At 55.2% G+C, this 12,784-nt stretch carries 13 protein-coding genes; 10 read left to right on the top strand and 3 right to left on the bottom strand.

Annotation, left to right across the window (positions count from 1 at the left end; all coding sequences use genetic code 11):
• From ABJI08_RS11180 to ABJI08_RS11145, 8 genes are read left to right on the top strand one after another with little or no spacing between them, the layout of a single operon-like run.
• Entirely contained in the window at nt 1-486 is a 486-nt protein-coding gene (locus ABJI08_RS11180; protein ID WP_348401920.1) for a (2Fe-2S)-binding protein, read from the top strand.
• Entirely contained in the window at nt 483-2,306 is a 1,824-nt protein-coding gene (locus ABJI08_RS11175) for a molybdopterin cofactor-binding domain-containing protein (protein WP_348401919.1), read from the top strand. Before ABJI08_RS11180 ends, ABJI08_RS11175 begins: the two co-directional genes overlap by 4 nt.
• A gap of 3 nt (nt 2,307-2,309) precedes the next feature.
• Nucleotides 2,310-3,332, top strand: coding sequence for a molybdopterin cofactor-binding domain-containing protein (locus ABJI08_RS11170; protein WP_348401918.1), 1,023 nt, complete (start codon nt 2,310-2,312; stop codon nt 3,330-3,332).
• A 3-nt stretch (nt 3,333-3,335) separates the two neighbouring features.
• Nucleotides 3,336-4,217, top strand: coding sequence for a MoxR family ATPase (locus ABJI08_RS11165; protein WP_348401917.1), 882 nt, complete (start codon nt 3,336-3,338; stop codon nt 4,215-4,217).
• Entirely contained in the window at nt 4,214-5,314 is a 1,101-nt protein-coding gene (locus tag ABJI08_RS11160) for a VWA domain-containing protein (protein WP_348401916.1), read from the top strand. The genes ABJI08_RS11165 and ABJI08_RS11160 overlap by 4 nt, the downstream gene beginning before the upstream one ends.
• Nucleotides 5,311-6,186 (top strand): amidohydrolase family protein, encoded by an 876-nt coding sequence (locus ABJI08_RS11155; protein ID WP_348401915.1) that lies wholly within the window; start codon nt 5,311-5,313, stop codon nt 6,184-6,186. The genes ABJI08_RS11160 and ABJI08_RS11155 overlap by 4 nt, the downstream gene beginning before the upstream one ends.
• A gap of 43 nt (nt 6,187-6,229) precedes the next feature.
• Nucleotides 6,230-7,078 carry an N-acyl homoserine lactonase family protein gene (locus ABJI08_RS11150; protein WP_348401914.1) on the top strand — a complete coding sequence of 283 codons (849 nt, stop codon included), beginning with the start codon at nt 6,230-6,232 and terminating at the stop codon, nt 7,076-7,078.
• A 53-nt stretch (nt 7,079-7,131) separates the two neighbouring features.
• Nucleotides 7,132-8,685: an isochorismatase family protein gene (locus ABJI08_RS11145; protein ID WP_348401913.1), complete on the top strand. Its 1,554-nt coding sequence runs from the start codon at nt 7,132-7,134 to the stop codon at nt 8,683-8,685.
• A gap of 17 nt (nt 8,686-8,702) precedes the next feature.
• On the opposite strand, the gene ABJI08_RS11140 is transcribed toward ABJI08_RS11145, so the two are convergent.
• Nucleotides 8,703-9,446 carry an SDR family NAD(P)-dependent oxidoreductase gene (locus ABJI08_RS11140; RefSeq protein ID WP_348401912.1) on the bottom strand — a complete coding sequence of 248 codons (744 nt, stop codon included), beginning with the start codon at nt 9,444-9,446 and terminating at the stop codon, nt 8,703-8,705.
• A 182-nt stretch (nt 9,447-9,628) separates the two neighbouring features.
• Between ABJI08_RS11140 and ABJI08_RS11135 the strand changes: the two genes are divergently transcribed.
• Nucleotides 9,629-10,780: a fumarylacetoacetate hydrolase family protein gene (locus ABJI08_RS11135; protein ID WP_348401911.1), complete on the top strand. Its 1,152-nt coding sequence runs from the start codon at nt 9,629-9,631 to the stop codon at nt 10,778-10,780.
• Between the two features lie 91 nt (nt 10,781-10,871).
• A complete protein-coding gene (locus ABJI08_RS11130; RefSeq protein ID WP_348401910.1) occupies nt 10,872-11,396 on the top strand; it encodes a YqhA family protein in 525 nt (174 codons plus the stop codon).
• A gap of 250 nt (nt 11,397-11,646) precedes the next feature.
• Here the strand turns inward: ABJI08_RS11130 and ABJI08_RS11125 are convergent, their stop codons facing one another.
• Together ABJI08_RS11125 and ABJI08_RS11120 are read right to left on the bottom strand one after the other, a co-directional pair.
• Complete coding sequence (locus ABJI08_RS11125; RefSeq protein WP_348401909.1) at nt 11,647-12,120, bottom strand: YHS domain-containing (seleno)protein; 474 nt, start codon at nt 12,118-12,120, stop codon at nt 11,647-11,649.
• A gap of 175 nt (nt 12,121-12,295) precedes the next feature.
• Entirely contained in the window at nt 12,296-12,772 is a 477-nt protein-coding gene (locus tag ABJI08_RS11120; protein WP_348401908.1) for a hypothetical protein, read from the bottom strand.
• Nucleotides 12,773-12,784: the final 12 nt, after the last annotated feature.

Here is a 12,784-nt window from a genome sequence, read left to right as displayed (position 1 = left end):
ATGACCAAAACCCCAATACAATTTTCCCTGAATGGTACTGAAACCGGCGTTTTTGCCGATACAGGGGCCAATCTGTTGGATGTCTTACGCCGCGGTGCAGGTGACCTGAGCGCGAAACAAGGCTGCGCCCAAGGTGGCTGCGGTGCTTGTTCGGTTCTAATTGACGGAGAGCTGCATCTGGCGTGCCTGACGTTAGCCGAAACCGTCGAAGGGAAACAGGTTCAAACCGCCGCAGATTTGGAGGACGGGCCTGATTTGCATCCCTTGCAAAAGGCATTTGTCGAAGGCTTTGCCGCTCAATGTGGGTTTTGCAGTCCTGGTATGCTGATGGCGGCTAAGGCGCTGCTGCGCTCCAACCCGAACCCGACCCGCGATCAGGTAGCTGATGCAATTTCCGGCAATATCTGTCGCTGTACGGGCTACGAGCCAATCATCAACGCGATTTTGACTGCAGCGGTCGAAATGCGGGGAAGAGGTGCCGCATGAGCAGTATCGAATTTCGCAAGGACCTATTCGCAGATGAGCGGGAAGATGACCTGAACGAGATCGGCAAACCGACCGTTCGTCAGGATATCGTTGGCCACGTGACGGGACGATCCAAGTTCTATGATGATCACCTTTTTGAAGGGCTGCTCCACATGCGTTGCGTGCGCTCTCCTCATCATCATGCGCGAATACGCTCGGTCGACGTTTCTGCGGCAGAACGTATGCCCGGCGTACGACGTGTGATCTGGCCAAAAGACGTGCCTTCAAACCTGAACACGCTGCTGTCACTTATTAATTTTGGGTTGGATGACGAACAGCTCCTGAGTGCAAACAAAGTCTCCTACATGGGAGAGCCGATCCTTGCCATTGTGGCCGATACTGAACGGCAAGCCAGAGACGCCGTGGCCGCCGTTCGGGTAGACTGGCAAGAGCTGCCACATGTTTTGGATGTCGAAGAGGCCCTGAAGCCCGGTGCGCCTGTGGTGAATGAGGTCTATCCCGGCAATACCTTTGACTATCACGATCTCTACGATCACCAAAAACTGCGCTTTGGTGATGTTGAGACGGCTTTGCCAGAGGCCGATCATGTCGTCGAAGGGGAATATCAAATGTCCCCGATCGAACAGGCGCCGGTGGAAACATGCGGCGCGATCGCCGCGCCCGAGGAAAATGGCCGCTTTGTTTGTCATACCTCAACCCAGGCTTTGTTCTTTTCACTAGGGACCACGGCCAAAATGCTGGATATGCCATCGTCGCGATTGCACTTTATCGGCGGCACTGTTGGCGGTGGATTTGGTGGCAAGGTCGACAGCCATCACGAACCCTTGGCGGTTCTGGGCGCGATGCTGACGGGACGGCCTGTCAAATACATGTGGGACCGGACTGAGGAAATGCGCGTCGGTGCACCGCGTGGTGCGGAACGCTGGCGTATTCGCGATGGGGTCATGAAGGATGGACGCATCATTGCGCGCGAGTTCACTGGCTTTTTCGATAGCGGTGCTTTCACGCGCCTCAGTTCCTATGCGATCATCAAAGGCACAGGTCATCTGCCCGGTCCCTATACGATCCCCAATGTGTCATCGAACGTCTATTGTGTTTACACCAACCGCACACCGGCGACGGCCATGCGTGGGTTTGGTATCACCGGCGTAGATTTCGCCATCGAATGCCATATGGACAAAGTGGCTGAAGCCGTGGGCATGCACCCGGTCGAGCTGCGTATTCTGAATGCTTACCGCGATGGGGACGTAAAAGCACATCGCCGTTTCGCCAAGAATTGCGCGTTGATCGAATGCTGTCAGGTTGCTTCGCAAAAGGCTGGTCTGAGTTTGTCTCCAGAGGCGAAAAATGCCTCGAGCACTGTTGGCGGTGGCATCGGTTGGCGCGCAGAAGTTCCCGAAACTCTGACCGACGACATGGGCAAGATTGGGGATCGCAAACGTCAAGAAATACCAACTCAACCGTTGGGAGGTGCAACAACCAAAGGCCGTGTTCCAGCCGGGACAATGGGTGAAAATGTCGTGGCATCAGAAGTTCAGGATACAGACATGCAAATCGACCCAACGCGTATTGGCCATTCTGTATCTCAAGCCATTGTTGCACAACCTGCGCCACGGCCCCGGCAACTGACTTTGCCCGCAGCAGCGCTACAGGCCCCGGCTCAATCCGAAGGTTCAGCTACGCAGCCCGCGCTTTCAACATTCGCAGAGCCCGCCGCGCCAACACATGGGCAGCCTGCGCCGTACAAGCCGGAAAAACCCTTTCAGCGCGGCGTGAAACGCCCGGGTGTATCGCGGTTTATTTCCGGGACAAGGAGGTAGCAAATGACCATTCACAAAGGCCGTGGATTTGCCTGCATTAACTATCCGATTGGTATGAACCTTGGCGGGGACCCAAGTCAGGCGTTGGTGCATTCTACGCCGGACGGAAAGTTTAAGGTGACTTTGTCAGCGATCGATCTGGGGCAGGGCATGAAGTCCGTCACCCGCCAGATAGCGGCCGAAGCGCTGGGTGTGCCGGTTGCTGATGTTTATGTCGACACAGCTGACAGCGATACCGGACCACATGACATGGGGTCATTTGCGTCTCGTGGGACACATCGGATGGGCAATGCCGTCATCCGTGCCGCGACCGAGGCGCGCAAGGCCTTGCTGGAAGCAGCGGCGGAAGAGATGGAAGTGAATGCAGGCGATCTGGAGACTGACGGTAAGGGCAACATCCAGATCAAGGGTGCCCCGGGGCGGTCCATAACAATTCAAGAGACGGCCGAAGCCGCACAGTTCAAACAAGGAAGAACCCTGTCGGGACGGGGCATTTTCCTTGTTCCACCATCGGATGCAGACCCGAATACCGGGGAAATGTCACCTGTCACCTGTTTCGCCCACGCGGCCTTGGTGGTGGATTTGGACGTGGATGATGAAACCGGAGAAGTCACCGTCAATGAAATTAACTCGGCCTATGAAGTGGGGCGTGCCCTGAACGAAAAACTGGTTGAACAGCAACTGGTTGGTGGTGCGTGGATGGGGGTGAGCCATGCTCTTTATGAAACAACTGAACCCTATTACCCGCGTCGTGAAAACGCGCCCGGCGATTTCGTAGAATATCTTCAACCGGGACCGGGCGACGTGGCGACCCACAATATCGCTGTGTTGGAACGCCCTGCCGAAGACGCGCCTTATGGTGGAAAGGGGCCCGGCGAAATGTGCGCCAACCCTGTCCTGCCTGCGGTGGCCAATGCGATTTACAATGCTGTTGGTGTGCGCTGTGACACCTTACCAATCACGCCCGAAAAGGTTTTGCGGGGGCTTCAGGCAAATGGCGGTGCACAGCCCAAAGGAGCGCTTTGATCCATGGCGGTGCAGGCGTCCATATCCGGTATTTCCGGGCCAGCTGACTTGCAGAATGCGCTGCAAGATGCGCAGTATCTCGCGGATGATGGCTTGGCAACGGCCGCCTATCTGGCGCTCGCCTTGGGCAAGCCTCTTTTGCTTGAAGGTGCGCCGGGTGTAGGCAAGACAGAAGCCGCCAAAGCGATTGGCGCGGTGTTTTCGCGTCAAGTCAGCCGGTTGCAATGCTTTGAGGGCATTGATGCGGCGGCGGCGATCTATGAATGGAATTACCCACGGCAGATGTTGGCCATCCGGCAGGCGGGCGAAGAATTTGTAAACATTTACGGCGACGAATTCCTTTTGGAGCGCCCATTGTTACGTGCTTTGCGTACTCCGTCCGATACGTTGCTGTTAATCGACGAGATCGACAGATCGGATCATGAATTCGAAGCGTTCCTGTTGGAATTTCTGTCAGATTTCACAATCTCTATTCCGGAAACCGGCACGGTTCGTGCCTCGCAACATCCGATTGTTGTATTGACATCAAACCGGACAAGAGATTTGCACGAGGCGTTGCGCCGCCGCTGCGTTTATCACTGGATTAATTACCCGGATCCTGCACTTGAGGCTCAGATCGTCATGGCTCGTGCCTCGACCGTGGCGCAAACCACCGCAGACGCCGTTGTGTCAGCCGTGAACCGTCTTCGGCAGGAGCCGCTGGCCAAGCCTCCGGGCGTTGCTGAAACCGTCGAATGGGCCGAAGCTGCGACATTGCTCAACACGCAGGGCAATCCCTGGCCCGACGCATTTTTGCGTTCGATTGGTGTGGCGCTTAAGGATCACGATGACCTGACTTATATGCAGCCGAATCTCGGCAGTGTCATTCCGGGGATGGCCGTATGACACTTCCGCGCGCTGCACATCCCTTTGTCGAGTTTCCTGCTATTTTGCGGAGTCATGGGTTTTCGGTCGCTCCGGATCAGACTATCGGATTCTTGCAAGCCGTCGGGCTATTGGGCCCGCAGAGTATTTTGGACGTGCATGCCGCCGGGTTGGCCATGTTGGCAATCCCACACGAGCGAAAACAAGAATATGACGCCCTGTTTCGTGGCTATTTTATGGGGCAGACAATTTCGGCCCCTGCGGCGGGCGAAGAGGATGACCAGGTTCAGGTGCACGAACCCAGCGGCGGCACCCGTGAAGTTGATGCAGAGGAAGAAGAAAGCGAAGTCGGCGCTGAGGCCGTGAGTGGCGAGCGTCTGTCGCACCGACAATTTCCCGAAGAAACCGAGGATGCCGTGCTGCGAGAATTCGCAAGGCAGGCCAAAGCGCGACTGCCGCGTCGCAAGTCTTATCGCCGAGCCCCTGCGCGGCATGGAGACAAGCTCAACATGCGTCAGACCTTGCGCGAGGCAGTGCGGCGGGATGGTGAAGTGTTCACACTGCCCAAAACCCGGCGCAAAACCCGGCAACGTCGGATTGTACTGCTGGTCGATGTCTCGGGATCAATGAAGGATCGGACGGAAACATCTTTACGCTTTGCCCATGCATTGGCGCAGTCCGCGGATCGGTTTGAAGTTTTTACTCTCGGAACACGCCTGACGCGTGTCACGTCCTCGCTGAAAGTCAGCGATGCGGTTGACGCCTTGGCACGCACTGGCTCGTTGGTCGCGGATTTTGACGGTGGCACGCGGATCGGCGACGCACTGGCCGCGTTTCTAAATGTACCGCGATTTGCGGGATTTGCACGCGGTGCAGCCGTGATCGTTTTGTCGGATGGGTTGGAGCGGGGTGACCCTGCGGTGATGATTTCGACGGTGCAACGGATGTCGCGCCTTGCGTGGCGGCTGGACTGGTTGACACCATTGGCCGGTGACGCGGCCTATGCACCGCGCACCGAGGCATTACAGGCGGTTTTGCCTTGGCTCGATTCTTTGTCAGATGGCAGCCGAACCAGCGCCATCGCCACCCATGTTTTGAATTTGGCGAGGGTGGCATGATCGATGCGCATCACCATATCTGGCGGCAACAGGATTTACCCTGGCTTTTAGGACCCGAGCAGCCGCGTATTTTTGGGCCTTATGCAGATATCAAACGCGACTACCTGATCGATGAATATCTCGAGGATATTCAAGGCACTGGCATCACCAAATCCGTATATGTTCAGGCCAATTGGGCCACGGACCGTTTTGTGGACGAAGTGGCGTGGGTGCAGGACGTGGCTGATCAGCATGGGTGGCCACATGGCATCGTCGGTTATGCGGATTTCACCGTTGAGGACGTACGTCCGCAACTGAACAAGCTAAAGGCGTATCCGCTGATGCGGGGTATTCGGCAACAATTCCATTGGCACGAAAACCCGCTGTATAAATTCGCGGCAAGCCCGAATTTGCCAGCAAATCCGACTGTTCAGCGCAATATCGCGATGCTGGGCGATTACGGTTGGAGTTTTGACTTACAAGTGTTTCCCGGGCAGATGGCCGTTGCGGCCAAACTGGCACGCGCGTGTCCAAACGTGACCTTCGTTTTGCAACATGCAGGCATGCTGGAAGACACGTCTGAGCAAGGTTGGCTCATTTGGCGCGACGGAATGCGGCGCTTAGCCGAATGTAACAACGTCGTTACGAAACTGTCAGCCTTTGGCACATTCACCCACCGCAATGACGTGACCTTTATCCGTGACATGATCGAGGAAACCGAAAAGATATTCGGCGCCAACCGCTGTCTGTTTGGCTCCAATTACCCAATCGAAAAGCTCTGGACCCGTTACAGCGATCTGTTTGACGCGTTTCGTCAGGGCGCTGCGCATCTTTCACAATCCGCACAAGAGGCGATTTTTCACGACACCGCAATGCGGGTCTACCGACTTTAACAAATGCTGGGCGACAGCCCCGTGACTACAGGGAGATAACACGATGGCATTGACGATTCATGTGCTCGACTACGGAGACATCGAGCTGGAGACATCCTTTTTGGTTCTGGGCCATGAATGCGGTCGGGTGCGCCGCGTTCCGGTCTACGGTTTCCTGATTTTGGGGGGTGCGTACCCGGTGTTGGTGGACACCGGTTATCGTGACAACGCGATCATGGAAACGCTTGGCATGCGCGGGCTACAATTCCACGACAACATGATCGAAAATCAATTGGCCAGGCACGGGCTGAAACTGGGTGATATCCGCTACATCCTGCACACCCATCTGCACATCGATCATGCGGGCAAAGATGATTTGTTCCCGATGAACACCACGGTTGTACTGAACCGCCGCGAAATGGAGTTCTCGGTCTCCGGCATCATGTATCCGCAATACCCAAAACCTGATATTAAGCATCTGGTTGACCGGATATACGAAGACGGAGCGATGCGTTTCCTTGATCTGGAAATCACGCAAGCCGAAGAAATTATTCCCGGCGTTTGGTGCGAAGCCGCCGGCGCGCACACAGAAGGTTCAATGAATGTGATCGTGGAAACCGCCGAAGGGCTGGCCTGTATTTGCGGCGATGTCATTTATGACTTCAACGATCAGATCGTAAACCACGTGCGCACAAATAACTTTATGGAACCACAGGTCACCGGCAATCATTCAGGCTCAAAGCGCGAGGAAAAAGCCGCGATTAAGAAGCTGTTGAACAACTACACGTTCCTTCTGCCGGTTCATGATCAACCCGCCAAAATCGAAAACCAGCAGGTTGTCGGGCGGTTGGGCATGTCTGTACCGGGGCCAATGACGGCCAGCTTGCCAGAGCGGCAATGGTTCCCGGTTTGACGCTTTAGTTTTGACACGGACGCCTATCTGAACACCAATCCGAGGACAAAAAGATGCCCCATAAAGCCATTGATGCCCGTTTCAATTCGCTGATCGACATTCATGCGCCGGTCAGGCAGCTTGGGGCCGGATATACCTTTACCGAAGGGCCGCTGTGGCATCCGGTTGAAAAGCATCTGTTGTTCTCGGATATGCCCGGAGATGTCCGGCGGCGCTGGACGCCCGATGGTCAGGTCACAGAGGTATTGCGCCCATCCAACAAGGGCAACGGTATGACCTACGATGCGGACCTGAACCTGCTGGTTTGCGAACACGCCACCAGTTCAGTTGCCCGGTTCCGCCCGGACGGAACCCGCGAAGTTCTTAGCAGTCACTTCGAAGGCAAAGAGCTGAATTCGCCGAATGACATTTGTGTGCGATCGGACGGTTCGATTTATTTCACCGACCCAACTTACGGTCGCAAACCGGGATTTGGGGTGGAACGCCCTCTCCAACAGGGCTTTCAAGGTGTCTATATGCTGCCACCCGATCACAAGCCGGGGGGCGAAGCGGTTCTGGTGAGTGACCGCTATATGTTTACCCAGCCAAACGGGCTGTGCTTTAGCCCGTGCGAACGCTGGATGTGGGTCAACGACACGGATCAGGCAAATATCCGGATGTTCGATGTCGCCCCAGATGGCAGTCTTTCAAACCCGCGCATTTTCGCGAGCGGGATCAAGGACGCGCTTCGTGCGGGCGTGCCGGATGGCATGAAAGCCGACAAGGATGGCAATGTCTATGTCACCGCCCCCGGCGGTGTGTGGGCCTATTCTTTCGAAGGGGCGAAGCTGGGTGAGATCGAAGTGCCGGAAATGGTGGCCAACCTTCATTGGGGCGGTGACAACTGGGATACTTTGTTCATGTGCGCTTGTGCCGGGCTATATTCTGTTCAAACCAAAACACGAGGTCGCGAAGAAGCTTTTATGCGGACGGAGGGCATCGGCGGCAGTGATGAGATCGGTGGCATGCGGATAAACCCACGTAAAACCGCTCTGATCATTCAGGACATGCAGAACGATGTTATGATCGACGGCGGGGCATTTGCAGATACCGGCTCGCCTGATCATGCCCGCGAACAAAACGTCGTTGAAAACTCAAGACGCTTGGCCGAGGCCTGCCGTAAAGCGGGCGTGAGCGTGTTGCATGTCTGGTTTGTGTGCGAGCCGGGGCATCCGGGAATGCCGACTAATTGCAATCTGTTTCGAGGATCGGTTGAAGCCAATGCGCTGGTACGTGGGACTTGGGGCGCGCAACCCGCTGCCGGGTTGGAACCCCAAAATGGCGACATGGTCGTAGAAAAAATGAGCATGTCGGCTTGGCCTTCGTCACGATTGGAGACTATTCTGGCAGCTAAGGGCATCGATACGATTATCAACACTGGAGCCTGGACGAACATGAGCGTTGAACACACAGCGCGAACGGCTGCGGACAAAGGGTTTCGTGTCATCCTGCCGGAAGACGCCTGTTCGACAATGAACGCCGACTGGCACTACGCGTCGATAAACTATGCGATGCAAAACGTGGCGGAAGTGACAGATGTCGATACAGTGATTGCCGCGCTGAGTTGATCGACGCCTATGCGCAGCTAGTAGGTGGCGCGCCCACCTGACAGATCAAATACCGCGCCGGTCGAAAAGGAATTCTCAGGCCCTGCCAGCCAGGATATCATGGCCGCGGCTTCTGCTACTTCAAGAAAACGTCCACGTGGAATTTTGGACAGCATATAGTCAATATGCTCTTTGCTCATTTGATCAAAAATCGGGGTTCGGGCAGCTGCGGGTGTTACACAATTTACAGAGATATCAAAATCCGCCAATTCTTTGCCCAGTGTTTTTGTAAAACCGATCACGCCTGCCTTGGACGCGGAATAGGCGCAGGCGTTCGGGTTGCCTTCTTTGCCGGCGATACTAGCAATGTTGACGATGCGCCCATAATCGCGCGCCTTCATGCCTGCAATCACGGCCTTGTTCACCAAATATGTACCGGTCAGGTTGATGTCGATTATGCTCTGCCATGTTGCGTTGTCATAGTCTTCGACTGTTGCGATCGCCCCGGCGACGCCCGCGCTGTTTACAAGACTGTCGATATGTCCGAATGCACCAACTGTTTGCCGCGCCGCGCCCTGCACTTGTTCCCAATCGGTGATGTCACACTGAATGGCTAATGCCCCTTTTCGGGACGGAACCGCGTCAATTGCTGCCTGCGCTTCTTGCGCGTTTGAATCCCAGATCGCGACCCTTGCGCCTTTTATCAAAAATGCATCGACCACTGCGAGGCCAATCCCCTGTGCTCCGCCTGTTACAACAGCGCTTGTTCCTGAATACGTCATATTGAACCTCAATTATTTGTCCTTAAGCCTAATTTGGCGGCTCTTCCTGTTTAGGCTAAAGGATTGAAAAGCTCGCGGCATAACCCAGGCTCTCATTTTTTGAATTCCCGAGCTTAAAAGTGAACTCCATCCGACCAATTCGGACTAGAGTTTCTGGAAAGCCAAATTGCAGGAGCAGGATCATGAGTGCATTTCTCACAACTCTGGAGGCCGAAGGTTTATTTGTCGGGCGCATTTGGGATCCCGAAGTTAGTGGACCTGCGGTGGTGACATTACGCCAAGGACAAGTTGTAGATATCACGTCGCGCGCGGCGCCGACCGTGCGGGACATTTGCGAGATGAATAATCCGGTATCCTATTTGAAGCAAGCTCCGGGTCGTAATCTGGGATCGCTGGATGAAATATCCGAGGCGTCGGTTGGAAATATGGAACGCCTGCATTTTCTGGCTCCTTGCGATTTACAGGCGGTCAAGGCCTGTGGCGTCACTTTTGCCCAATCGATGGTCGAGCGGGTGATCGAAGAGCGGGCCGCGGGCGATCCGGGTGCAGCAGAAACTATTCGCGAGCGTATTGGCCACCTGATTGGTGACAGCCTGCGCAATATTCAGGCTGGCTCGGACGAAGCGGCTAAGGTCAAGGAGGCTCTGATCGAAGAGGGTTTGTGGTCTCAATACCTAGAAGTAGGGATCGGGCCGGATGCCGAAGTATTTTCCAAAGCACAAACGCTGTCTTCGGTCGGCCCTAACGCCGAAGTCGGACTGCATCCTATCTCAAAGTGGAACAACCCAGAGCCTGAGATCGTACTCGCGGTGTCCTCTGCCGGGCGCATCATCGGCGCTACCTTGGGCAATGATGTCAATTTACGGGACGTAGAAGGGCGCTCGGCGCTGCTATTGTCCAAGGCCAAAGACAACAATGCCTCTTGTTCGATTGGGCCGATGATCCGTGTTTTTGACGGGCAATTTACGCTGGATGCCGTGCGCAACGCCGAACTGGATCTCGTGGTTCAAGGACCGGAAGGATACGTGTTGCACGGGCATTCCTCGATGAAAAAAATCAGCCGCGACCCCGAGGATTTGGTGCGCCAGACAATCGGGCGGCATCATCAATACCCAGACGGGTTCATGTTGTTCCTAGGAACGCTTTTTGCTCCGACCGAAGATCGCGATGTGCCCGGCGAAGGGTTTACTCATAAGCAGGGTGATGTGGTGACCATATCTTCCGAGGGGTTTGGGGCGCTGCGCAATACTGTGCGGTTGTCGACACAATGCACGCCGTGGACCTTTGGGGTCAGTCACCTGATGCGCAACCTCGCAAGCCGCAACCTGATCTGAAAGAAAGAAACTTTGGGGTATGTCGACGGCTTCTTTCGTTGGGGTAAAACGCTAAAATATAGGGTGAATGTCGAAACCAAATGAGGACAGTATGAGCGGAGAATTTGAAAAAACGGTGCATCATGGGATTGCCGCGACACGCTGGCTGCTCGCACCAATGTATCTTGGTTTGGCTCTGATGCTCATTGTTTTGTTGGTACAGTTTGTCCGCGATTTTTTCAACGGATTGCCAGAGCTATTCCAGATGAATGCAGTCGATACGCTCATCCCCATTCTGTCGTTAGGTCTGGTGTTGGTCGCGGCTCAGGCGGTTCTTTTATTGTTGCACACAGGATATCAAATATTCCTGCCTGGCCTTGCGCCTGACGCCGAACCCGAGGACGGACGCGGCCGCGTTGATTTTGTTGCCCTGCGCAATCGACTATTGGGGGTGTCGATGGTGTTCGCGCTCTTGCTGATCCTGCAGAAGTTGATCGCTCAGGTTAACCAGGGTGAGGCACCCAAATTACAGGCCCTTTGGCCAGTAGCATCGGTCTTGAGTATGTTGCTTTTTGCTGCTTTGGTTCTGGCCGTGGCGGACTGGTTTACGGCACTCGCCCACCGCAAGTCGCAGTAATAGCTCGCACACTGGTGATGTCAGGGGAAACTCGATTATGAAAGGAAGAGCGTGGTTGTAACGCCTGTCGATAACAAAGCGCACCTCTGTTTGCTACTTATAGATCAGTCCCGATATCAACTGCCCATCCGAGATGCGTTTGGATTGGTCTGCCACCACCTAATATCTACAAAAAAAACGACCCGCCAATGGATTGGCGGATCGCAATTTTTTCTGTTGTACTGACCGCTGGGGGCAGGCTCCTTGATACTTAGTTTTGCAAGATCGCGGGGTCTTTGTCTTCGATATCGACCCATTGTGCGTCTGCTTTGACAATAAAGCCCGGAATGTCAGTTTCCCAGCGTACCTGAACTTCGGGGGCGAGGTTCAGGAACAATTCGCCCTCTACGATTTTCCACACGGTTGGATCACCGTCAGCTTTGAATCCCATCGCGGTGGCAAAGGCACAGTAGCCACCGTATTGGGGTAGATAAGCGTCCGGGTCAGCGTCAAACGCGGCTTTGTTGGCTTTGTTGGCGAAGCGATAGGTCGCGTCGTCATGAGAGGACGTGATTTGCCAGTTACCTTTGGTCGGCGCGCTTTCAGTGAAGTACGCGACCGGGTCATACCCTTGCAGGGCAAGACCGGTTGGGGTGGCATTCACGTCCACGCCTGCGGCCAAAGCCGAGGTTGTCAGGGTGGCGGCCAGAGCTGCGCCGGTGATTAGTGATTTTACATAGTTCATGTGTTTGGTCCTTGATCTGGTGATGCGGCGAAAATTTCCGCAACGCTTGGGTTTATAAGATCAGCCGGGCGATATTGCGCTGGCCTGTTTCAGATGTGGAGGGGCCATTGTTCACATTCAAAACAACATGATGTGTTTGTGTTTGGACGCAGAGGTGTTGTGCAGATACGCGCAATCAGACGCTGTCAGTTGGCGCCGTCAGCAAGTGGCGCAAGCCGCGGTACAGAATGGCAAAAGCACCACCCCAGAACGGCGCTATATAGAAGCCAAACTGCCACAGCGGCGCAATTATGCTCCAGTCAAGCGGGTATCCAAGACTGAGCAGTAACAGCGCAAATGGTAGTGGGGAGGCGACGTTCAGAAACAGGGCGATCAGGGCAAAGGTAAACGGGTCCGGTTCGTAGCGAGTCAGGGCCAACGCAAAAAACGGCCCGGCAAGGCACAGGTAAGGTATGGCGCCGAACCAGATGGCAAACACAGGGATCAGCATCGCCCAGAACCCAAGTGCTGCAACCGCGAAAGGGGCCAGAAGAAGGGCCGCACTATAGGCGATGGGCAGGCCGACACGTACAGACACAGGCAAACCAAGACGCGCGCGCAGGCTGCGCCGTGCGGTGGAGTTATGCGGGCCTGTCGATGGGGGCGTTTGCATGCCGACCTACCT

Source organism: Shimia sp. (assembly GCF_039969785.1).
Taxonomy (GTDB): domain Bacteria; phylum Pseudomonadota; class Alphaproteobacteria; order Rhodobacterales; family Rhodobacteraceae; genus Shimia.
The sequence above is the reverse complement of the archived record's forward strand: the minus strand, read 5'-3'. Positions and strand labels throughout refer to the sequence as shown.